Below are 20,858 nucleotides of genomic sequence, written 5' to 3' on the forward strand. Positions count from 1 at the left end.
CGTAAAAAACCTTCTATTCTTCTCTTCCTGATTTTCCTGTTCTTACTGCTCCGGCTGTTCCATCTGCCCGCCCGCAGCATCCTGCTGAGACACAGGCTCCCGTCCGAGCTTCCGCAGGATGGCGGCAGCGATGGCCCCCTCCTGCAGGCCGCAGAGCGAGAGGAGCTCCTGGCGCGTGCCCTGCTCGATGAAGCGGTCGGGGATGCCGAAGCGCAGCACCGGCACCGCGGCGCCGTGATCGGCGAGACACTCGAGCACGGATGCGCCGAAGCCGCCCGCGAGAGCGTTTTCCTCAAGCGTCACCAGAAGCTTCTTCTCCGCCGCATAGCGCAGGATGAGCGCCTCATCGAGAGGCTTCACGAAGCGCATGTTGACGACGGCGGCCTCGACGCCCTGCTCGTGGAGAAGCTCGGCAGCCTTCTCGGCCTTTTCGACCATCGTGCCGACGGCGAGCAGGGCGACTTCGCCCTCCTCGTGCAGCACTTCGGCCTTGCCGATCGGCAGCGTCCTGAAATCGTCCGTGAGCGTCACGCCGCGGCCCGCCCCGCGCGGATAACGGATGGCCGCGGGCCCGTCGATGGCGATGGCCGTCGCGAGCATGTGGCGCAGCTCCTCCTCGTCCTTCGGCACGAGCACGTGCATGTTCGGCATCTGCCGCAGGTACGAGAGGTCGAAGACGCCGTGATGCGTCGGGCCGTCCTCGCCGACGAGTCCCGCACGGTCCAGGCAGATCGTCACGGGCAGGTTCTGCAGGCAGACGTCATGGATCATCTGGTCGTAGGCACGCTGCGCAAACGTCGAATAGAGCGCGATGACGGGATGCATGCCCGCCGCAGCCATGCCGGCCGCGAGCGTCATCGCGTGTTCCTCGGCGATGCCAACATCGAAGAAGCGGTTCGGATATGCCTTGCCGAAGGCCTTGAGCCCCGTGCCCGACGGCATGGCCGCCGTGATGGCCAGGATATCGGGGTCCTTCTTCGCGAGCTCGATGAGCGCCTGGCTGAAAACAGCGGTATACGACGGCGCACAGGCCGCCTTCTTGACAGGCTTGCCCGTCTGTGCATCGAAGCAGCCGACGCCGTGGAATTTTTCCGGCGCCTGCTCGGCGGGCAGGTACCCCTTGCCCTTGACCGTGTGGATGTGGATGAGTACCGGGCCCGTCATATCGCGCGCCCGCGACAGCACCTCCTCGAGGAGGCCGATGTTGTGCCCGTCGATGGGGCCGATATAATGGAAGCCCATCTCCTCGAACAGGCTGCCCGGCACGAGCACCGAGCGCACGCCGTCCTTCAAGTGGCTGGCCGTCTTGTAGACCTTGCCGCCGATGTGCGGGATGCTCATGAGCAGATTGCCCATGTCGCGCTTGGCGCGGTTGTACTGCGGCGCGATGCGGATGCGCGAGAGATACTCGCTCATGGCGCCGACGTTGGCATCGATGGACATCTCGTTGTCGTTGAGAATGACGATGAGCTTCGTGCCGAGGTCACCGGCATGGTTGAGCGCCTCAAAGGACTCGCCGCCGGTCAGTGCCCCGTCGCCGATGACGGCGATGACCTGGTTGTGGAGGCCGCGGACGTCGCGCGCGATTGCCATGCCCAGCGCCGCCGAGATTGAGGTGCTCGCATGGCCGACGCCGAACGCATCGTACGGCGATTCAAAGCGGTTCGGGAATCCCGTGATGCCGCCCTGGCGGCGCAGCGTCGCAAACCGCTCCCGGCGCCCCGTCAGGATCTTGTGCGTGTACGACTGATGGCCGACGTCCCAGACCAGTTTATCCTGCGGAAACGAAAAAACGCTGTAAAGGGCGAGTGTGAGCTCCACCGTCCCGAGATTCGGCGCGAGATGGCCGCCGTTTCGCGCGACGGTATCGATAATCAGGCGACGGATCTCCGCGGCCAGGCGGTCGAGCTCCTGAACGTTAAGCCGCTTGACATCTTCCGGTTTATTGATTCGATCGAGCAATGCATGCATGGAAACACTTCCCATTCCTACTTAATTTTTGCGTGTGAGCAGATACTCCACGAGTTCTCTGAGGAAGACGGCGCGGCTGCCGAACGGCGCGAGGGCGTCCACGGCCTCCTGCACGGTCGCTTTCGCCAGCTTCCGGGCCTCTTCGAGCGACGTCAGCGTGACGTACGTCGATTTGTGGTTGCGCAGATCGCTGCCGACGGGCTTGCCGATCTCCTTCTCATCGCCCGTAACATCGAGGATGTCGTCCGTGATCTGGAAGGCCAAGCCGAATTTATCGGCATACCGCGTGAGCAATGCGAGCTCCTCGTCATTGGCACCCGCGAGGATTGCGCCGCTGCGGATGGCCGCGCGGAAGAGCGCGCCCGTCTTGCCCATGTGCATGCGGCGCAGCGTCTCCATGCTGATGTGATGGCCCTCCGACTCGAGGTCGATGGCCTGGCCGCCGACCATGCCGTTCATGCCGGCAGCCGTGCTCATCTCGCGCACGACGGCCAGCCGCGTCGCCTCGTCGGCGTCCTTCTGGCGCAGCATGACCTCGAAGGCCAGCGTCAGAAGCGCGTCGCCCGCGAGCACGGCCATGCCGTCGCCGTAGACCTTGTGGTTCGTCAGCTTGCCGCGGCGGTAATCGTCGTTGTCCATGGCCGGCAGGTCATCGTGGATCAGGGAATACGTGTGGATCATCTCGAGCGCGCAGCCCGTCGTGAGGAATTTCGTGCCATCGGCGCCGACGGCATCGGCCGCCGCCATCACGAGGATTGGCCGCAGGCGCTTGCCGCCGGCCATGAGGCTGTACTGCATCGCATCGTGCAGCGTCTTGTCGAGCGGCTGCTGCGCATCGAGTTCTTTTACGAGCTGGCGCTCGACCAGCTGCTGTCTTTCATGCCAAAGTTCCTTGAACATACTACCTTATTCTCCCTCTATCTCCAACTGCTCTTCCTTGACCGTACCGTCTTCCCCCTCCTTGACGAGGAGGTCCATGGTCTTTTCCGCGCGGTCGAGCGCCGTCAGGCAATTCTTGGCCAGCTGGACACCCTCCGAATAATTCGCCATGAGGTCCTTGAGGCTCAGGCTGCCCTCTTCCATGGTCTTGACAATCTCTTCGAGTTTCCCCAGGGATTCTTCAAAAGAGAGTTCCTTCTTTCTGGGCATCTTCCATCTTCCTTTCCTGACGTTGCTGACTCCGTCCAGCATTTGTATCTTCGATGCGTGCGGCCACGCGGCCGTCCTTCATGACGATGTGCACGCGCTCGCCGGGCTTCGTCTCCCTGACGCTCGTCACAATCCTGCCGCGCTTCTCGACAATGCCGTACCCGCGGCAGAGCACCTGCAGCGGGTTGAGCATGTCGAGCTTCTCGCAGGCAATGCTCAGCTCGTGACGGCGCGCCGTGAGCTCCTGCTTCATCGCGTGCTGCAGGGCCTGCACGGCGCGGTCGAGGCGCTGCGAGCGGCCCGCAAGCAGGAGCTGCGGCCGCTCGAGTGCCGTACTCCTGAGGCAGGCATCAAGCCGCAGCCGCTTGGCCGCACACTGGCGCTTTGCCTGCTCGGAAAGCCTCTTTCCCTGACTTTCGACGTAGCGCCGCAGCTCGAGCCGGTCGGGCACGGCGAGCTCCGCTGCCTGCGAGGGCGTCGCCGCGCGCTGGTCGCTGACGAAATCCGCCAGCGTGAAGTCCGTCTCGTGACCGACGGCCGAGATCACGGGGATTTCTGACGCGTAGATCGCGCGCACGACGGCCTCCTCATTGAAGGCCCAGAGGTCCTCCATTGAGCCGCCGCCGCGCCCAACGATGAGCACGTCGACGGGATACTTCTCATTGAAGAAGCGGATGGCCTCCGCAATCTGCCCGGCGGCCTCCTCCCCCTGCACGAGCACGGGCTTCAGCACGAGCCGGACGGCGGGCCAGCGCCGCTTCGAGACGCGGTAGATATCGCGCAGCACGGCGCCCGACAGCGACGTCACGATGCCGATGGTCTTCGGGAAATGCGGCAAAGGCCGCTTGTGCGCCTCCTCAAAAAGCCCCTCGGCCGCAAGCCTCGCCTTGAGCTGCTCGAAGGCGAGCGCCAGATCGCCGATGCCATCGGGTATCATGCGGTCGGCGTAGAGCTGGTAGACGCCGTCGCGCTCGTAAACGGCGACATTGCCGCTCACGATGACCTGCATGCCGTTCTGCGGCTCAAAGCGCAGGCTCTGCGCGCGGCTCCGGAACATCACGCACTTGATGGCGGCGCCCGCGTCTTTCAGCGTGAAGTAACAGTGCCCCGAGGCGTAGCGCTTGAAATTCGAGAGCTCGCCGCGCACCTGCAGATGCGCGAGCGCCGGCTCGCGCGCCAGCACCATCTTGATGTAGCGCGTCACGTCGCTGACACTGTGAATGGATTCCATCCTGTCTCTCATGTCTTCTTTCACCTCTCGCCCGTATCTGCCGTCCTTCTCACAAGAAAAAAGCCAGACCCAGGTCTGGCTTCCGTCATGTATCACTGCGCATTCTTCATGATTGCGCCCAGGATGCCGTTGACATAGCGGCTGGACTCATCCGTACCATACTTCTTCGCCAGTTCCACAGCCTCGTTGATCGCGATGTTCGGGGTGAGCTTCTCGGGGGCAAACTGCATCTCATACGTCGCCATGCGCGTGAGATTGCGGTCGACCACCGCCATGCGCTCCACCTTCCACTCGCGCGAAGCATGGGCGATCTTCGCGTCAATCTCTTCAAGGTGCTCACGGGTCCCATGGACGAGCGCCTTGACGAACGCGCGGTCATGAGCACTCATGGCCTCCCCTTCCGAAAGGGCCGTATCGATGGCCAGAGACTCATACATCTCCTCCTGACCGGCCTCATCTGCGTGATTCAAATCCAACTGAAAGAGCGCCTGAAGGGCCGCCTCTCTTGCTTGTCTACGACTCATGAATAACCTTCCTTACCTTAAACCTTCCTGCACGCGGCTGCGTGCTCAGCGAAAATGATTGAACCGTTCGGGCAGGATGCGTTCGAGCATCGAGAAAATGGTATCGCCCTCGTCAAGCCGCGTGCCGATGAAAAGACCGACACTGCCGCAAAACAGGACGAAGATGGTGCGCCAGAAGCCAAAGATCAGGATGGCCAGGCCGATGAAGAGCCCCGCGAAGAGCCCGATGACGCGATACCGGCTTTCCTGCCAGATCTGTTCCAGATAGTTCTTGATTTCTTCTTTCATCTTCTGTCCACCACCTCAGACGACGCGGCGCTTCGACGGCAGGGCAGCATCGGAAAGACTCGTGACGCGCAGGTCGAGCACAACATCCGAAAGGCCCATGACCTCCCGGAGCTCCTCGCGGATCTCCTTTGCGGCGGCTGCCGACACCTCGTTGACATTGAGGCCGCGGCCAACCGAGAGGTTCAGCACGAGCTTGAGATTGTCCACGGCTTCTTTGCCGCTGCCGCTGTGCACGCGGTACGCCTTCGCGCGGGCCAGCCGGATGCCCGGCAGATTCGATGCCGTCTGCTCGACGAGCGAGCGCACGGCATCGAGTGCCACGCGCACGGCCCCGGCCTCATTCTGCAGCACGAGGTATTCCCCCGACTCCCGCTCCACGGGACGCGTCCGGCGGAACGAGCAGCAGAAGAGCTGGAACGCGATGAGAAATGCAACGACAGCCCCCGCAATCGTCTCGGGCCGCGTGAGCGCATAGTGAAGCTCATTGAGCCAGACGGACTCCGGCAGCACGCCGATACAGGCCGCGAGCACGACGAGCGACAGCGCCATAGCGCCCAGATTGAAGAAAAACAGCAATATACGGTTGATGATCCCCATGGTATCCGCCTCGCTTCAACTCAGCGTACACGCACCTCTTCTGCCTTCGGCGCTTCCTCCGGGAAACCGACACCCTGTACGTGGACATTGACTTCGACAACCGACAGGCCCGTCATCGTCTCGATGGCCTGCTTGACATTCTCCTGTGCCGCAAGGGCCACATCGGGGATGCGCACGCCGTACTTGACGATAATGTAGAGATCGACGGCGGCTTCCTTCTCACCGACCTCGACCTTGACGCCCTTGGCGAAATTCTTGCGGCCGAGCATCTCAGCAATGCCGCCGGCGATGCCGCCGCTCATGCCCGCGATGCCGTCGACTTCCGTGGCAGCCAGGCCCGCGATGATGCTAACGACCTCATCCGCGATGCGGATTGCGCCCAGACCAGAATCCTTCTTCAATAATTCTTTTTCCGTTGCCATGATAAAGGCCTCCTTATACGAAACGAGCAATGTGAATGCCGCAGGCGAAAGCATATGCCACGTCCGGCGTGTTTCCATGCTTCACCTGATGCATATTTATACTATATTATTTCGCTAAAAAACACCGTTCTCCTGCCCGGCGGATAGAAAAAAGAAAAAGAAACGTGAAAGAAATACAGCTGCCATACCAGCGAACCGGTACAACAGCTGCTCAAAAAAGCGTTTCTTATGCGCGCTCGATGTAGTTGCCCGTGCGCGTATCGATGCGGAGCGTATCGCCCTCGTTGACGAAGAGCGGCACGCGGACTTCGTAGCCCGTCTCGACCTTGGCCATCTTCGTGGCACCCGTGGCCGTGTTGCCCTTGACGCTCGGCTCGCACTCGACAACCTTGAGGTTGACGGAGTTCGGCAGCTGGATGCCGATGATGCGGCCCTTGAACGTCTGCAGCGAGACTTCCATGTTCTCCATGAGGTAGTTCAGCGCATCGCCGAGCTGATCCTTGTTGAGCTCCGTCTGCTCATACGTCTCCATATCCATGAACGTGTACATGCCGTCGGACTCGTAGAGATACTGCATGTTGCGCGTCTCAAGATGAGCGGCCGGCATCTTCTCGTTCGGGTTGAAGGTACGCTCTACCACTGCACCCGTCTCAACGTTCTTGATCTTCGTGCGAACGAAGGCTGCGCCCTTGCCCGGCTTTACATGCTGGAAATCAACAATCTGCCAGACACCGCCATCAATCTCAATCGTCAAGCCCGTGCGAAAATCCGTACTATTAATCATTCAATAACGCCCTCCAAAATATCATGGTCAATTTGCACGATATAAACATATCATAACGTTTTTATTATAATCAACTTGACGCCGCGCGTCAAGCATTCCTGCGCATTCGCGCGCCTGTGCGAGGATACTCGATGACCGCACAGGCAGGCGGAGCCGTTCAGCAGCCGAGTTCCAGGAGCGACTTGTCCGACTTCGTGAGCCGTTCGCAGCCCGTCTCCGTCACGAGCACCGTATCCTCGATGCGAAGGCCGCCCCAGCCCGGCAAATAGACGCCCGGCTCGTCCGTGATGAGGTTGCCCGGGACGAGCACATCCTCCGGCGCACACGAGCGCGAGAGGCGCGGCGACTCGTGGATCTCAAGGCCCAGGCTGTGGCCGAGGCCGTGGCCGAAGTATTTGGCAAGATCATAGCGCGCAAGGTATTCGCGCGACGCCGTATCGATGGCAAGGCACGACTTGTGCGGCCCGATGAGGCTGAGCACGAGCTCCTGCGTGCCGAGTACGGCCTCGTAGACCTCGCGCTGGCGCGGCGTCGCGTGCCCCACGCAGACCGTGCGCGTGATATCAGAGCAGTAGCCCTGGAACTTTGCGCCGTAATCCATCGTCACGAAATCGCCTTCCTCGATGACCTTCTCCGTGGCCGTGCCGTGCGGCATGCTGCCGCGCAGGCCAGACGCCACGATCGTATCAAAAGACGGCTTCTCCGAGCCGGCGGCGCGCATGACCTGCTCGAGGCGCGCAGCGACTTCGATCTCCATGCGGCCCGGGCGGATAAACGTGACGATGTCTGAAAACGCCTTGTCGGCGATCTCGCAGGCCCTGCGAATACAGCCAATCTCCTCGGCATCCTTGACGGCGCGCAGGGCATCGAGCGTCAGCGCCTTCGAGAAATCGACGCCCGGCAGCATGGCGGCAAGTGCCGCATGGTCATTGTAGAGCATCGCATTGCCCTCAAAGCCCACCTTTTGGCAGCCGAGCTTCTCAAGGCACTCGGCCGTCTTCTTCAAGAGGCCGCCCTTCTGCTCGACGATCTCGTAAAGCGGCGCCTGCTTCTGTGCCTGCTCCGTGTAGCGGTTGTCCGTGATGAGCAGGGCGTGATCCTGCGTCACGACAAGCGTCGTATCATCGCCGCGGAAGCCGCTGAAATAATGCAGATTGACGTACTTCGTCACGACGACGGCATCGAGGCCCTCATGCGCGAGCAGGGCGCGCAGTGCCTCCAAACGATTTGGATTCATGAAAATCATCTCCAGATGAAAGTTTTACGGGACCGCGGCCCCTGTGCTCAGCCCTTGAGCTTGCAGATGATGGCCTCGAGCGCGGCCATGTAGCTTTCGGCGCCGAGGCCGCAGATCTGTCCCATCGCGACGGGTGCGAGCACCGACGTATGGCGGAACTCCTCGCGTTGGTGGATGTTCGAGAGATGCACCTCGATGACCGGCACCTCGATGGCCGCGATGGCGTCGCGCAGCGCGATGCTGTAATGCGTGAACGCTGCCGCGTTGAAAATGATGTAATCGTATTTGTGATTGGCCGCCTGCACGGCATCGACGAGCACGCCCTCATGATTGGACTGCAGGAAATCGACGGCGATGCCCGCCTCAGCCGCCCGCTTCCCGATGCGGTCGTTGATGTCCTGAAGCGTCGTGTGACCGTAAATCTCCGGCTCTCTGGTGCCCAGGAGATTGAGGTTCGGGCCGTTCAGCACGAGTATCTTTGGCATAACAAGTCTCCTTTTACGAATCCCGGGTCAGTAGCGGATGATGAAGCGCGTCTCGTCGGCCTCGACCGGGCGCTCCTCAAACGTCAGCTCCTTGACCTTGATGAAGTAATTGCCTTCACGCATGAGCACCGACAATTTGTCGACGGCCTCCGGCGTGCCCTGGATTTCCATGTGGACGCTGCCGTCCTCCATGTTGCGGACCCAGCCCGTCACGCCAAGCTCCGTGGCATGCTGCTGGATGAACATGCGGAAACCGACGCCCTGTACGCGTCCCGTTGCCTTACCAAAATAACGAACTGTCTTTTCCATGAGTAATCCCCGCTTTCCTTCACTTTCACTTCCGCCCGGGCACGAGGCCCAGGCTCACGCCTGATAATCCCGACGCAGGATGGTATAAGGCTCCACCGGCTGTTCCATCTTCATGTAGAGGAGCTGCTGCGGATGCGGCGCGACCGCGATTTCCTCGCCATCTTCATCGCGCATCGCGCGGATCGTCTGGCGGAAAAGCGGCCCCGTCGGCTGGAACACCTCGATCTCCTGACCGAGCTTCATGTTGTTGCGCTGCTCGACGAGCGCCCAGCCCGTCTCTTTGTCATAAGAGCGCACAAGTCCCACGAACTCGGACGTCTGTATATAAGAGGATGTGCCATAAAGCTGGTCATCCTTCGTCGGCTGATGATAGTAGAATCCCGTCGTATATGGGCGGTGGGAAACCTTCTCGAGCTCCTCGATCCAGGCCGGGTCGATGTGAAAATCGTCCGGATGGTCGAAGTACGCGTCGATGGCCAGGCGGTACGCCTTGACCACACTCGCGACGTAATGGACGCTCTTCATGCGCCCCTCGATCTTGAGGCTCTCGACGCCGCTCCCGATGACGTCGGCGATGTGCGGCAGGAGGCACATATCCTTGGAATTCATGATGTACGTGCCGCGCTCGTCCTCCTCAATCGGGAAATACTTGCCGGGACGCGTCTCCTCAACGAGCGCGTACTTCCAGCGGCACGACTGCGCACAGCTGCCCATGTTCGCATCGCGGCCCGTGAAGTAATTCGAGAGCAGGCAGCGGCCCGAATACGAGATGCACATCGCGCCGTGCACGAACATCTCAAGATCCACATCGCATTTCTGGCGAATCTCGCGAATCTCCTCAAGCGACATCTCGCGCGCGAGCACGACGCGTTTGGCGCCGAGGGCCTGCCAGGCCCTGACCGTTGCCCAGTTCGTGTTGTTGGCCTGCGTGCTGATGTGAAGCTCCATCTCCGGCACGATTTCCCGGCACATCGTGAAGATGCCGAGATCGGCGACGAGCAGCGCATCCGCACCGATCTCCTGCAGATAGCGCAGGTAGTCGGGCAGCGCCGCAAGGTCGCGGTTGTGCGGGAAGATGTTCACCGTCACATAGACCTTCTTGCCGAGGCCATGCGCGAATTCCATCGCCTCTTTGAGCTCCTCGCGGCTGAAATTGCCGCCAAAAGCCCGCAGGCCATAGGCCTTGCCGCCGAGATACACGGCGTCGGCACCGTAGAGCAGCGCCATCTTCATCTTTTCCATGTTGCCGGCTGGAGCCAGAAGCTCCGGCTTTTTCCTGATCAAACCCTATTTCCTCCGTGTGACCGCCAGGCCGTCCCCGCGTTCAAGGATCTCGGTTACAAAGCCTGGCGTGTGATTGACAAGTTCTATGTAGGCGCGCAGCCGCTTGACGATCGTGCGGTAGCGGCGCGGCGCTTTCTCCTCCCCGAGCACGTAGCCGCGGAACAGCACATTGTCCGCAAGGACCGTGCAGTGTGGCGCGAGCAGCGGCTGGATCTTCTCGAAATAATCGACGTACTGCCCCTTGGCCGCATCGATGAAAACGAAATCGTACGGCGCAGCGAGCTTTCCCGGAAGCTCCGCGAGGATCCTGCCGGCATCGCCCGTCAGGAGCGTGATGCGGTCCGAAACGCCCGCACGCGCCCAGAACGAGCGCGCAAGCTCTGTGCGCTCCTCGCCGAGCTCGAGTGTCGTCACCCTTGCGTCCGCCGCACCATGCAGCAGGAGCAGCAGCGTCGAATAGCCGATGGCCGTGCCGATCTCGAGGATGCGGCGCGGGCGCTCTTCCTGCACGACCGCAAGGAACGCCTGTCGGCCGCGCTCATTGATGATCGGCACGTGATGCGCGGCGGCATACGATTCCATCTCGCGCAGCAGGGCCTCGATTCCTGCCTGTTCCATCGTCTCTCCCTCCTTACCTGCTTCTGCTCAGCACCTCAGCGCACCTGTTCGACGATCGCCTCGTGATCGGCGTAATTTGTGGAATAATGATTGTGTCCCTGCCGGTCGGCCACGAAATACAGATAATCCGTGGCAGCCGGATGCAGCACGGCCTCAATCGACTTGAGGCCCGGATTCGCAATCGGCCCCGGCGGCAGCCCCGTCACCTGGTACGTATTGTACGGCGACTGGATCTTCGTATCCTCGATGGACACATCCTCCTTCGGCGCGGCCATGAGATACTGCAGCGTCGTATCCGACTGCAGCGGCATGCCGGTGGCCAGGCGCTTGAGGAAGACCTGCGCGATAATCGGCCGGTCCTCATCGTAGCGCGCCTCCTTCTCGACAAGCGACGCCAGCGTGATGAGATCGTGAATCGAGAGATTCATCGCCGCCGCCTGCTGGCGCATGGCAGGCGTCAGCCGCTGGTCAAAGTCCTCAGCCATCATCTTCATGATGCCCTCCGGCGTCGCCGCATCGCTGTGCAGCTCATACGTGTCGGGGAACAGGAAGCCCTCGGCCGCGAACTGGACATTCGGCTGCTTCTTCATGTACGGGTACGGCGCGAAATCCTTCGCCGCCGCAAGAAACGCCTGCTCATCGACGAGCCCCGCATCCGCGAGCCGCTTCGCGATTTCGCGCACGCTGAAGCCTTCGGGAATCGTGAACTTGATGATCGTCGTATCGCCCGCGACGAGCTTCTGAAGCACCTCATTCTCGTCCATGCCAGCCTGGAACGCATACGTGCCCGTCTTGATCTGGCTGCCGTAGCCGTGGATCTTCGTCAGCCACCAGAAGCGCATCTTGCTGTCGATGACGCCGAGATTCACGAGCTCCGCCGCGATATCATTGGCCCCCATGCCGGGTTTCACCATCACGTAGATATTCTGGCCGTCATCAAACGAGGCACGCTTCGGCGCACTGCCCATGCCAAAGAGATAGGCGGCAACCCCGCCGACGACAAGCACCAGCACGACAAGGCCTGCCACAAGCCCCTTTTTCCAGCCAGAAGCTTTGCAAAACGCGGCGCAGCGCTCCTTCAGAGATTTCGGCCCCTCGTCAGGCTCTGCAGCCGCCGCAGCGCCTGACTGCGCCTTCAGATTGTCAGCCGCCTGACTCACGGCATCCGGCTTGACAGCATCCGGTTTGCCGGCATCCGTATGGAGAGGCTTCGTCTCCGTCGCCTGCTCCGGACGCTCACCGGCGCCGCCCCGTATCGTTGCCAGGAAATCCCGAACCTTTTGCCAGGCTTCCTGTCCTTTTGTTTTCCAATCGTTCATATGCATTGCTCATGATAACGAAAAGGCCGCCACCCAGCGGGACAGCAGCCTATCGTGACGCGTTTATTCCTTCTCGGCCTCATCGACCAGGGCATCGTAAGCCTTCTGGACTGCTTCAAACTCCTCGTCCGACGGCTCGATGTACTCCTCCTCGCCTTCATCGTTGACGACGATCTTGGCGATGATGACATCTTCGTCGCCATCCTCGCAGCCACAGCCGCAGCCGGCCGCGTGCTCCTCGTCCTCGCCATGGATGCCGACGAGCAGCGCATAACGCTCCTCCTCGACCGGGATGATCATCTCTTCCCGATAGTAATATTCATGACCGTCTTCATCCGTCATGACCACGACTACATCCTCTTCGTTCATCATTTCATCTGCCACAAGGATCACCTCTTAAACTATATTCTTATATCCAAAACTTATCGCTGCCTTCATTGTAGCGTATGGCAAGAAGGCTTGTCAACATTTCACGCCGCCAGCCAGATGCCGGGACAGGCCGCAGGCACTCCACCGCGCATCAGCGCAGGCTGTCGAGATACCCCTGCAGGATGAAGACCGCCGCCATCTTGTCGATGACCTTCTTGCGCTTGCGCCGCGAGACATCGGCCTCAATCAGCGAACGCGTCGCCGCCACCGTCGACAGGCGCTCATCCCAGAACGCGATCTCTGCCTCCGGATACGTTTCCTTGACCTTTGCCATGAATTCCTTGACGATCTCGCAGCGCTCGCCCTCCGTACCGTCCATATTCTTCGGCAGCCCTGAGACGAGCGAATGCGTCTCATACTGCGCCATGAGCTCCCCAAGCCGCTTGAGGTCGTCCTCCATGGTCTTGCGGTGGATCGTCTCCACGCCCTGCGCCGTCAGCCCCAACAGGTCGCTGACCGCGATGCCGATCGTCCGATCGCCGATATCGAGTGACATGTATCGTTTCATTATTCTTTGTTTTCCTTTTCCTTGTCCTTGTCCAGATACGAGCGCACGAGCTCCTCTAAAAGCTCATCGCGTTCCAGCGTGCGAATGAGGCTGCGCGCGTCGTTGTGGCTCGTGATGTACGCCGGATCGCCCGAGAGCAGATACCCGACCAGCTGGTTGATGGGATTGTAGCCCTTCTCCTCCATGGCCTTGCAGACCGAGCGGATGATTCGCTCCGCCTTGTTCTCATCGTTGCCAAACCGGAACATCATTGTTTCTTCACTAACCATAAAGATCCCTCCGAAGCACCTATCCGGGTTTCCCCGTACATTGCGTTATGTTGCTTTCTATCTTATCACATTTCAACGTCGATTGCCATTCTACGCCTCATTCCTATAGTTTATCTGAAAGCGGCTTGGCGAATGCCTGAAAATCCGTTACAATAGAAAGGCACATCAACAAGAATAACGGAGGCGTTACCCCTTATGTTCACCGAACCAAATGATATGAGCCTGGCCGCACGCGACAAGGCGCGCCGCGACCTCCTGGCCCTGCAGAAACGCATCGCCGTCATGCACCAGCTGCGCAACGAGATGAATCACGCTCTCGCGCGCGTCAACGGCAGCAACCTCGACCTCGCCCTCACGCAGAAAAAGAACCTGCGCCGCCTCAGCAGCGAATACGACAAGCTCAGCCGCGAAGTCCGCTGCCTGCCCCCGATGGATGCCACCGCCGTCCTCGAAGACGAATACAACTACATCCTGACGATCGGCAACATCCTCGAGACGACGCGCGAGCTCAAGAAAAAGGCAAAGATCGAAGCCACGGCCCGCCAGGGCATCATCGACGGCCTCGTCCAGTTCTACGACGGCCTGCGCGACGAGCTCGCCCATCAGGACGCAGAGATGCGCCAGGCCCTCGCCAAATGCGAAGGCAGGGACGCACAGACCGGCGCGTAAAACGCCCCGCCGCTTTGTGCTCCAGACAGACGGCAGCCGCGCTCATGCCACGCCGTCATGACAGGAACCAGAAAAAAGGAAGCAGCCCGCCCCAGCCGGCAGGACTGCTTCCTTTTTTGCCATGCGGCCACCTGTGCCATCACTTGCGCAGGCGGTTCCGCTTCCCGAATTTAGGGAGGTCCTCCTCCTTGACATTCGCCCACGCCTGCGTCTGCTTCGCGCAGAAACAGGCGCCACCCAGACCAACCGCAATGAGCACTGCGCCCAGCAGATACGAGCCTTCCGTCAAAAGGTAGACTCCTCCGAACGCCACAAGCCCGAAGAACACCGTATTCCACGACTGCACCAGCATATTAAAGAATTTCGGCAGATTATTCATAGTCCCCAGCCCCTTATCTGATACATACATTCGCCAGGCAGATGCAAAATCCTGCCGCTCATGCAGATAACCTCCTATCTTATAATATCATGTCCGGGGATAAGAGTTGCCGTATATTTTCAGAATTAATTGTGATAAAATTATAAGAGTACACATGTATGGGAGGCGACCGTATGATTGAACTGATCACTCAGCCATTTGAAGGACAATTGGGAACGATTCTTAAAGGCAAATTGACGGAAAGAAAATATCAGCACTTTGTCATCGTCTCTGCTTTTGCCAAGAACAGTGGTGTTCTTAGGATGAAAGACAGTTTACAAGCCTTCCGCAAGCGTGGCGGGAAAATAGATGCTTTCATCGGCTTGGATGCATACGGCACATCATATGAGGCAGTTGTAAACCTCTTTTCTCTAGCAGACTCGCTTTATCTTGTCCACGACAACAATCCCGGCATCACGTTCCACTCAAAAATCTATTACCTGACCGATCATAAAGACCATAAATGGATCGCCGTTGGTTCAAATAATTTTACCGGCGGTGGCCTTTGGACGAATCATGAAACCGCCAATATCGTAAGCAAGGATTCCCCCACCGATACCGAATCAACCGAATACTTTAACCAATACATAAAACTCATTGCGCGCTACAAAGAAACAAACTGCCGTTTCTCTATGAAAATCACGAGTATACGTGACCTGGATAAACTCCTCAAAGCGGATCTTCTTCGTCATGAGATCGTCCTTCAAATGGATGCTGGAAAAGCGAGATATCATGCCACAGAATCCACTGGCAAGAACACTCCCCAGCTATTTGGTTCCATGGGCAAGGTTCTCATCCCCACACTAAAAAGCAAGGACAAAGGCAAACAGGTAAAGATCCACGGGCATAATGTGGAAGTCAAGTCCCTTCACCCCATCGTGCCTTCAGATAACTCTGAGAAAATGTGGTTTGAAACCCGCAAGATGACGGGTGGTTCCAGAAACATTTTAGATCTTTCCATGCTGGGCAATCTGGTACGGGGAAGTGCTGACGGAACAAAATATCAAACAGATAACAACCATATCGTTCTGGGCTCTGTCGTTTTCTTTGATATTAATCCAACCAATACAGATTGCGAAAAAAATATTACCATCAACTACAACGCAAAAGATTATGCTGGTTGTACCATAAAAATGCATAACACAGGGGCAAACCCGAATGGCTCATGGAGGATTCAGCTCAAAGGAGAAACCACCTCCGGCGAGAAACTTACAACGGCCGAAGGTGGTGATTGGTTCGTTCACAAGGTAATCGTATTGGAAAAAATCAGAACCGACTACTATACGATGTCTGTATTGCCAGAATCCGAATTGAACGCGCTGACTGCTGAAAGCATTTTTACAGCCAGAAATGGCAATACGCCAGCATCGAAACAATATGGCTTGCTTAATATTTAGGAAATGTGCGCAATATTTCTTTATAGGCAGCATCATCAAGATGATAGGCTTTTTTGAACAGAAGGTCTATCATCTTTTTCTTTTTGGATACGTCTTTTTCTCCCACTTCATAGACTCTGCTTTTAAACGGAGAAAGAAGGCCAGATAGCCTGTCCTCTTCCTTAAGAATACTTATCGCATACGACATAATATGTTTCTTCAATGTACAGTTTATGCCGCCGAACTCAACCATCTCTTCATAATCTGCTTGAGAAGGCACAGGTATTTGTTTGATGACACTCTGCGTCAGATCCAAACCTGGCATCTTGATTCTCACAAAATAATCAAACGGAATCGAGTTAAAGAGGGAAAGAAGCATGATCAGCTCTTCTGTATCCGGTGTCTGAAGCATCTGTACAGACTGGCAGGTAGGAACAGTAGGTGTAATCATCGCAAGCATTGTTCTTCTGTTTGTCGGTGACGTAAGGCTCCTCCAGCAAAGAGAATATTCCTCGCTGTAATTTTGCAGATATTTCTCCCATAAATCCTTATCTACGTAAAATCTGCTTTCAGGCCAAGCTTTAATCCCCTCGTCATCCATAACATTCTTCTTTGCCGAAGCCTTGTTTGCATATTTTTTATGTTCTGGCATTCCTTTGAAGGTTGCATATCTGGCGTCATATTGTTCCAGGAATTTCCCTTCATAAACAGGTATATTGCAATCGGTTTGCTTTTTTGATATAGACGCTGCATGTGCAGTCAGATGTATCAATCTTCCAAAATGACAATTGGGATATTCTTCCGAAAACAACTTGAATTGATCATGCGCATCCTTTAAGTATTTGATTTCCCTGTTGTTGCTTACATTTGGGATCATATTGGTAAACGGATTTATTTTTCGAAGATCATCAGCCCGAAGGAGCAATGTTTCACATCTTGAAAGATCTTCTGGTTCCATAAGCCCCGCTGCGAACGCAAAAGAATCCGTCGGCATCGTTCCTGCGATCAATACAATAAATCGCTCTCTGGAATCAATGCTGAAAATCTTCTTCTTGTTCTCAAACAGGAATACACCCTGAACGGCTTTTTCTTCAAGAAGTTTAGTCCATAGTCTTTGATTGACCGGTGCCGTAACCAGGGTACTCTTGACAACAAGAGCGAGGAAACCATTCTGGGAAAGCATGTTAAAAGCCAGCTCCGTAAACAATGCATATGTGTTCAGTTCTCCTGCAACGGATTCCTTTATCCTGCAGTGTCTGTAATTCACTGCCTTCATCCTCGAGTACTCATCACGTACCTGATTTCTCCACACAAAGACAGCGGGCCAGCTATCCTCCAGCTTTGCGACCTCTTGATCACGAACACTTTTTTGAGATATAGATGAAATCGTATCGGATATTCCCCGAAAGAATTTCCTCTCCTCAAATCTTATTTTTTCCCATGGAGGATTGCCAATCACCACATCAAATGTGCCCGCAAAGAACGTCTCTGGCATTCCCAAGCCAGTGGAGTACAACCTGCGGGTCGCAAAGAGAGTATTCTTCTCTTCCTCACTGCACACACTGCTGCTCATTACCAGAGGATTGCCGAAAACGAAATGTGAAATCACCGTTTTCCAGTCATTTTGATTGGCATAAGCGAGAAGATTGACCACACATATCTGCAGGGCAATAGGATCAATATCGACTCCGTAAAACCACTTAACCGATACATCCTCCTTTATGCCGTATTTATTCTTTAGATATTCCATAACTGCAAGGAAGAAGTCTCCGCCTCCACAGGAAAAATCAGCAATGCGGTAATCTTTCAATGCACTAAAACTCCTGCCCGCAAATGATTTCCGTATGATTTCCGATGCCAGTTCTCCTGGCGTATAATATGCTCCCGTATTATCTCTGCTGATTTTATCGGCGAATAATTCAAGTTCGTCATTGGTAAAATCCAGTTCTACGTTCAACAACTCCTGGCGCATGCTGTTTATATTCATCTCATTCGATGAATACACGTCCAAAGCCGCATCCATACCGGTTCCGATAATCGTCTTATTCGCTTCATAAAATTTGCCAAGATACGCAGGCATCAGCCCCCATGCGATCATTTCATCATAATTCTCATTCTTGCCTCCAAACAATCTCTGACGATTCATCGCAGAAAAGAACAAAAATATGATATTATGCCAATAGGCCAGGACATCGGGAACATCTGTATACGTCCCCTTGTATTTTTGTTTGACTACCGATAACAAAATCTCTGCAATTCGATATATCCGATTATCCACCATTTATTTCTCTACCCTTTTTAATATCCTTCTTTGTGAATCATAGCCATACAGCGGGTTCCCTTTGAAGACACCATTGTGAACCACATCAAACCGTGTCGCAATCCAGGTTTGAACAAAAGACATGTCGTCTGCCTCCGTTACGCCCATTTCCGACAGGAGCTCGTCTATCTTGTGCTCCCTGTTCTTATTTTCCTTGAATTTCAATGCGGACAACACCAGCGCATGAACATAAAGATCCTCGTAACTATCCTTTAGCCAGTCAAAATGTTTTTTCAGTTCACCATATACCGTTTCACATGAAACCATCTTTGTCTGCGAAATATATTCGATCAATCCATCTGACCCCAGCGATTGTTTGCTTGCCTTTGTGCGGCGCGGGAAGCAATCGAATCCCAGCTGCCCCGCTGCATCATCTTTACAAAGCTCCTGATTCATCTCCGATTCACTCGCTTTAATGATGCGCGGTCCAATGTAGTCATCCATTGCCTGATGGTCTTCAACGGTAAGTTTCATCTCTTTTGAAATATACGCTTCTATTTTTTCCTCATTCAGCAGCTGCGTCCATTCATCCTCGAGATCTTCCTGAAACCATACCTCCGCCATATCCGGGATATGTTTTCCTTCCGGATGTCTCACATAAGAAAACTCATAATTGTTTGGACGTTTTGAGAGTCTGTTCTTTTTCGTCTCAAGACACGCCGCTGCATACGTTTCCAATTCTTCAGAAGCAAGAATGCCATCTGTCACAGGTATTTTACCAATATATCCAGCAGCTATCGTCAGCTTCGGCGAAAGCAGTCTAACGTAAAATGCAGCAAACCGCGAATTCAGGAAGGCCAAATGCGCCAGCGTCTTACCCGTTATGATGCGAATGCCTGGTCCGGAAGCAACAAAAATCTGCCCCGGCAAAAGGACCCTGACATTTAATCCGGCTGTTCCCGTATCACTATACACGAGCTGGGTTTCCGTAAAATATTTTGCATTCCGAATCGCAGATCCCTTTGTATTCTTGATGTATTCTCCGTCTTTTCCCCATTTAACACAGTATGAGTTCAGGCCTTCAAATCGCGAATAACCTCCTCCTTTACTTACCAGGACCCAGTCCTCATCGCCGAAGTGATTCCAATAGTAATCAATCAATTTTTTCGCATTTCCGGTAGAAGTTCCCTGCATGGGCACGGCAAAATTCTTATATTGCACACAGCTCGTTTGAAGATTTTTTAAATGGTCTGTGCTTACCATATCAAATCGCGATCCCGTATGTTTCAGTACATCCATCTGCTTGACCGGCAAAGTCCGTACTGCTCCTTTTTCCAGAACCGATTCAATACGGTCTATTTCCATATTTCTCAAAAAACTTAGTTCTATCTGGTGAGATTTTGCAGGTACCTCTTTTGTAACGGTCATAAGAACGATATTGGCTTTTTCTCCCGACAGATCGTAGAAGGCATTGGACCCGAGTTCCCAAATACAATGAAGCGTATATTTACGTAACAGCATTTCTCTCAGAGAGGTAAAACTGTCCAGATACATCCAACTGTTCTGAGCAACCATAGCGGCTTTACCAGAAGCAGGAAGCACATCCATAACTCTCTCAATGAATGCATTACACATATCACATTTTGCCATAGGGTAAAACTCTTGCAGATACTCCTTCTGTTCTGCAGGCATACCTTTTATTGTCCGAAATGGAGGATTCGTGATGATCACATTCACTCCGTCAAAGGCATCGGCAAGCTGCCGTTCTTCTCTGCTGTCACAATTGACGACACATTGATTTTCCCACTTTGTATCAAGGAATCCCGAAACTGATTCATGTTTCGGGTAGAAAACAAACGAATGCAGTTTGGTGAAATCATCCATTGTCAGTTCTCTTTCATGGCGCACATACATCAGTGCTTTAAGCTTTAAATTGAACGCTCCCACATAGGCAAGGAATGAATCAATTTCATACCCGTACAAATTCTCGAGGGCAAATACCGCCCGGTCAAACACATCTTTTTCCGGTGCCTGCTCAACCAAACGATCAAAGGAATAGAGAAGGAAATTGCCGCCGCCACATGCCGGGTCCATAACCTTTGATCCCTCGTCGATATGGATAGAATCGACAAGGGTATTAATCATATATTTCTCTGTAAAAAATTGAGTATCATTATACGGAAATGCATCCGACTTCTTTGTAGAAAACTGATAAACCCAGGAAAGAGAGTCATCCAAATACAAGCTGTTATCAGAAATATATCTGCGAATACTGCTCTTGACTTCGTTCGAAACAGGTACCATTAATCTGTACCCAAAGAATCTTTCACACAGCGCCAGACTGGAAGTACCATTCATGCCCAGGTTTTCCAAAAGTGTCGATGCAAACATAATCACCAGCGTCTGCATGGCTTCCACGGATGAAAGCCCTTTCCTTCTAAACTCCCGGATGGCTGTTTCGACAACACGTTTTAACCTTCGTCTGGCTTTCCGTATCGATACTCCCGTTGGAATGGCATCCTTGACTCGTTTATGAACTCTCGCATCCTTTGGCTTTGACGCATTTGCCGGAATGACCCACATATTCCCCAATCTGAATGCACCAGGGATTCTATTCGTAGCACACAGATCCTGAACTCTACGCTTTGTGATCCCCCATTGATCCGATACCTCTTGTGCTGTTAAATACCGTGCCATTTATAATCACCGTC

The 20,858-nt window shown here is 55.3% G+C and carries 23 protein-coding genes; 2 read left to right on the forward strand and 21 right to left on the reverse strand.

What is annotated here, in order from left to right; translation table 11 throughout:
- Window positions 1-42: 42 nt before the first annotated feature.
- From dxs to DWZ54_RS09115, 18 genes are all read right to left on the reverse strand, one after another.
- Window positions 43-1,971 (reverse strand): 1-deoxy-D-xylulose-5-phosphate synthase, encoded by a 1,929-nt coding sequence (dxs, locus tag DWZ54_RS09030; protein WP_118475701.1) that lies wholly within the window; start codon window positions 1,969-1,971, stop codon window positions 43-45.
- A 21-nt stretch (window positions 1,972-1,992) separates the two neighbouring features.
- Window positions 1,993-2,871: a polyprenyl synthetase family protein gene (locus DWZ54_RS09035; protein WP_118475703.1), complete on the reverse strand. Its 879-nt coding sequence runs from the start codon at window positions 2,869-2,871 to the stop codon at window positions 1,993-1,995.
- Window positions 2,872-2,877: 6 nt separating this feature from the next.
- Window positions 2,878-3,120, reverse strand: coding sequence for an exodeoxyribonuclease VII small subunit (gene xseB / locus DWZ54_RS09040; RefSeq protein ID WP_118475705.1), 243 nt, complete (start codon window positions 3,118-3,120; stop codon window positions 2,878-2,880).
- Window positions 3,092-4,351 carry an exodeoxyribonuclease VII large subunit gene (gene xseA, locus DWZ54_RS09045; protein WP_118016143.1) on the reverse strand — a complete coding sequence of 420 codons (1,260 nt, stop codon included), beginning with the start codon at window positions 4,349-4,351 and terminating at the stop codon, window positions 3,092-3,094. The genes xseB and xseA overlap by 29 nt, the downstream gene beginning before the upstream one ends.
- 92 nt (window positions 4,352-4,443) lie before the next feature.
- The gene (gene nusB / locus DWZ54_RS09050; RefSeq protein ID WP_118475707.1) at window positions 4,444-4,875 is read right to left on the reverse strand and encodes a transcription antitermination factor NusB; all 432 of its coding nucleotides are present in this window, start codon (window positions 4,873-4,875) and stop codon (window positions 4,444-4,446) included.
- 45 nt (window positions 4,876-4,920) lie between these two features.
- Window positions 4,921-5,163: a DUF2273 domain-containing protein gene (locus tag DWZ54_RS09055; protein WP_118016145.1), complete on the reverse strand. Its 243-nt coding sequence runs from the start codon at window positions 5,161-5,163 to the stop codon at window positions 4,921-4,923.
- 15 nt (window positions 5,164-5,178) lie between these two features.
- On the reverse strand, window positions 5,179-5,760 hold the full coding sequence (amaP, locus tag DWZ54_RS09060) for an alkaline shock response membrane anchor protein AmaP (RefSeq protein WP_118475709.1): 582 nt from the start codon (window positions 5,758-5,760) through the stop codon (window positions 5,179-5,181).
- Window positions 5,761-5,780: 20 nt separating this feature from the next.
- A complete protein-coding gene (locus tag DWZ54_RS09065; protein WP_118016147.1) occupies window positions 5,781-6,182 on the reverse strand; it encodes an Asp23/Gls24 family envelope stress response protein in 402 nt (133 codons plus the stop codon).
- Between the two features lie 226 nt (window positions 6,183-6,408).
- Window positions 6,409-6,966 (reverse strand): elongation factor P, encoded by a 558-nt coding sequence (gene efp, locus DWZ54_RS09070; RefSeq protein WP_118016148.1) that lies wholly within the window; start codon window positions 6,964-6,966, stop codon window positions 6,409-6,411.
- Window positions 6,967-7,123: 157 nt separating this feature from the next.
- Window positions 7,124-8,203, reverse strand: coding sequence for a Xaa-Pro peptidase family protein (locus DWZ54_RS09075; protein WP_118475711.1), 1,080 nt, complete (start codon window positions 8,201-8,203; stop codon window positions 7,124-7,126).
- Window positions 8,204-8,250: 47 nt separating this feature from the next.
- Entirely contained in the window at window positions 8,251-8,688 is a 438-nt protein-coding gene (gene aroQ / locus DWZ54_RS09080; RefSeq protein ID WP_118475713.1) for a type II 3-dehydroquinate dehydratase, read from the reverse strand.
- A gap of 27 nt (window positions 8,689-8,715) precedes the next feature.
- Window positions 8,716-8,997: an acylphosphatase gene (locus DWZ54_RS09085; RefSeq protein ID WP_118016151.1), complete on the reverse strand. Its 282-nt coding sequence runs from the start codon at window positions 8,995-8,997 to the stop codon at window positions 8,716-8,718.
- Window positions 8,998-9,051: 54 nt separating this feature from the next.
- Window positions 9,052-10,278, reverse strand: coding sequence for a U32 family peptidase (locus DWZ54_RS09090; RefSeq protein ID WP_118475791.1), 1,227 nt, complete (start codon window positions 10,276-10,278; stop codon window positions 9,052-9,054).
- Window positions 10,279-10,284: 6 nt separating this feature from the next.
- Complete coding sequence (locus DWZ54_RS09095; RefSeq protein ID WP_233541669.1) at window positions 10,285-10,899, reverse strand: O-methyltransferase; 615 nt, start codon at window positions 10,897-10,899, stop codon at window positions 10,285-10,287.
- Between the two features lie 35 nt (window positions 10,900-10,934).
- Window positions 10,935-12,218 carry an endolytic transglycosylase MltG gene (gene mltG, locus DWZ54_RS09100; protein WP_118475715.1) on the reverse strand — a complete coding sequence of 428 codons (1,284 nt, stop codon included), beginning with the start codon at window positions 12,216-12,218 and terminating at the stop codon, window positions 10,935-10,937.
- Window positions 12,219-12,281: 63 nt separating this feature from the next.
- Window positions 12,282-12,590: a DUF1292 domain-containing protein gene (locus DWZ54_RS09105; protein WP_199497589.1), complete on the reverse strand. Its 309-nt coding sequence runs from the start codon at window positions 12,588-12,590 to the stop codon at window positions 12,282-12,284.
- A gap of 148 nt (window positions 12,591-12,738) precedes the next feature.
- The gene (gene ruvX, locus DWZ54_RS09110) at window positions 12,739-13,155 is read right to left on the reverse strand and encodes a Holliday junction resolvase RuvX (RefSeq protein ID WP_118475717.1); all 417 of its coding nucleotides are present in this window, start codon (window positions 13,153-13,155) and stop codon (window positions 12,739-12,741) included.
- Window positions 13,155-13,424 carry an IreB family regulatory phosphoprotein gene (locus DWZ54_RS09115; protein WP_118475719.1) on the reverse strand — a complete coding sequence of 90 codons (270 nt, stop codon included), beginning with the start codon at window positions 13,422-13,424 and terminating at the stop codon, window positions 13,155-13,157. Before DWZ54_RS09115 ends, ruvX begins: the two co-directional genes overlap by 1 nt.
- A 195-nt stretch (window positions 13,425-13,619) precedes the next feature.
- Between DWZ54_RS09115 and DWZ54_RS09120 the strand changes: the two genes are divergently transcribed.
- Window positions 13,620-14,093, forward strand: a complete 474-nt coding sequence (locus DWZ54_RS09120; protein WP_199663317.1) for a sporulation-specific protein 15 — start codon at window positions 13,620-13,622, stop codon at window positions 14,091-14,093.
- A gap of 139 nt (window positions 14,094-14,232) precedes the next feature.
- On the opposite strand, the gene DWZ54_RS09125 is transcribed toward DWZ54_RS09120, so the two are convergent.
- Window positions 14,233-14,472, reverse strand: a complete 240-nt coding sequence (locus tag DWZ54_RS09125; RefSeq protein WP_118475721.1) for a hypothetical protein — start codon at window positions 14,470-14,472, stop codon at window positions 14,233-14,235.
- 173 nt (window positions 14,473-14,645) lie between these two features.
- Here DWZ54_RS09125 and DWZ54_RS09130 point away from each other — a divergent pair, with 173 nt between their 5' ends.
- Window positions 14,646-15,908, forward strand: coding sequence for a phospholipase D family protein (locus DWZ54_RS09130; RefSeq protein ID WP_118475722.1), 1,263 nt, complete (start codon window positions 14,646-14,648; stop codon window positions 15,906-15,908).
- Here the strand turns inward: DWZ54_RS09130 and DWZ54_RS09135 are convergent.
- Entirely contained in the window at window positions 15,898-18,168 is a 2,271-nt protein-coding gene (locus DWZ54_RS09135) for an N-6 DNA methylase (protein WP_118475724.1), read from the reverse strand. The genes DWZ54_RS09130 and DWZ54_RS09135 overlap by 11 nt on opposite strands.
- On the reverse strand, window positions 18,169-20,844 hold the full coding sequence (locus DWZ54_RS09140) for an N-6 DNA methylase (RefSeq protein ID WP_118475726.1): 2,676 nt from the start codon (window positions 20,842-20,844) through the stop codon (window positions 18,169-18,171).
- Window positions 20,845-20,858: the final 14 nt, after the last annotated feature.

The sequence above is a fragment of the Mitsuokella sp. AF33-22 genome, assembly GCF_003475755.1.
GTDB lineage: Bacteria > Bacillota > Negativicutes > Selenomonadales > Selenomonadaceae > Mitsuokella.

What these genes read in the sequence shown, in the direction of transcription:
- DWZ54_RS09075 (WP_118475711.1), bottom strand. Translation starts at nt 8,203, where the DNA reads ATGAATCCAAATCGTTTGGAGGCACTGCGCGCCCTGCTCGCGCATGAG.
- DWZ54_RS09085 (WP_118016151.1), bottom strand. Translation starts at nt 8,997, where the DNA reads ATGGAAAAGACAGTTCGTTATTTTGGTAAGGCAACGGGACGCGTACAG.
- DWZ54_RS09120 (WP_199663317.1), top strand. Translation starts at nt 13,620, where the DNA reads ATGTTCACCGAACCAAATGATATGAGCCTGGCCGCACGCGACAAGGCG.
- amaP (WP_118475709.1), bottom strand. Translation starts at nt 5,760, where the DNA reads ATGGGGATCATCAACCGTATATTGCTGTTTTTCTTCAATCTGGGCGCT.
- dxs (WP_118475701.1), bottom strand. Translation starts at nt 1,971, where the DNA reads ATGCATGCATTGCTCGATCGAATCAATAAACCGGAAGATGTCAAGCGG.
- DWZ54_RS09125 (WP_118475721.1), bottom strand. Translation starts at nt 14,472, where the DNA reads ATGAATAATCTGCCGAAATTCTTTAATATGCTGGTGCAGTCGTGGAAT.
- nusB (WP_118475707.1), bottom strand. Translation starts at nt 4,875, where the DNA reads ATGAGTCGTAGACAAGCAAGAGAGGCGGCCCTTCAGGCGCTCTTTCAG.
- DWZ54_RS09055 (WP_118016145.1), bottom strand. Translation starts at nt 5,163, where the DNA reads ATGAAAGAAGAAATCAAGAACTATCTGGAACAGATCTGGCAGGAAAGC.
- mltG (WP_118475715.1), bottom strand. Translation starts at nt 12,218, where the DNA reads ATGAACGATTGGAAAACAAAAGGACAGGAAGCCTGGCAAAAGGTTCGG.
- xseA (WP_118016143.1), bottom strand. Translation starts at nt 4,351, where the DNA reads ATGGAATCCATTCACAGTGTCAGCGACGTGACGCGCTACATCAAGATG.
- DWZ54_RS09135 (WP_118475724.1), bottom strand. Translation starts at nt 18,168, where the DNA reads ATGGTGGATAATCGGATATATCGAATTGCAGAGATTTTGTTATCGGTA.
- DWZ54_RS09105 (WP_199497589.1), bottom strand. Translation starts at nt 12,590, where the DNA reads ATGATGAACGAAGAGGATGTAGTCGTGGTCATGACGGATGAAGACGGT.
- aroQ (WP_118475713.1), bottom strand. Translation starts at nt 8,688, where the DNA reads ATGCCAAAGATACTCGTGCTGAACGGCCCGAACCTCAATCTCCTGGGC.
- ruvX (WP_118475717.1), bottom strand. Translation starts at nt 13,155, where the DNA reads ATGAAACGATACATGTCACTCGATATCGGCGATCGGACGATCGGCATC.
- DWZ54_RS09035 (WP_118475703.1), bottom strand. Translation starts at nt 2,871, where the DNA reads ATGTTCAAGGAACTTTGGCATGAAAGACAGCAGCTGGTCGAGCGCCAG.
- efp (WP_118016148.1), bottom strand. Translation starts at nt 6,966, where the DNA reads ATGATTAATAGTACGGATTTTCGCACGGGCTTGACGATTGAGATTGAT.
- xseB (WP_118475705.1), bottom strand. Translation starts at nt 3,120, where the DNA reads ATGCCCAGAAAGAAGGAACTCTCTTTTGAAGAATCCCTGGGGAAACTC.
- DWZ54_RS09130 (WP_118475722.1), top strand. Translation starts at nt 14,646, where the DNA reads ATGATTGAACTGATCACTCAGCCATTTGAAGGACAATTGGGAACGATT.
- DWZ54_RS09095 (WP_233541669.1), bottom strand. Translation starts at nt 10,899, where the DNA reads ATGGAACAGGCAGGAATCGAGGCCCTGCTGCGCGAGATGGAATCGTAT.
- DWZ54_RS09140 (WP_118475726.1), bottom strand. Translation starts at nt 20,844, where the DNA reads ATGGCACGGTATTTAACAGCACAAGAGGTATCGGATCAATGGGGGATC.
- DWZ54_RS09065 (WP_118016147.1), bottom strand. Translation starts at nt 6,182, where the DNA reads ATGGCAACGGAAAAAGAATTATTGAAGAAGGATTCTGGTCTGGGCGCA.
- DWZ54_RS09115 (WP_118475719.1), bottom strand. Translation starts at nt 13,424, where the DNA reads ATGGTTAGTGAAGAAACAATGATGTTCCGGTTTGGCAACGATGAGAAC.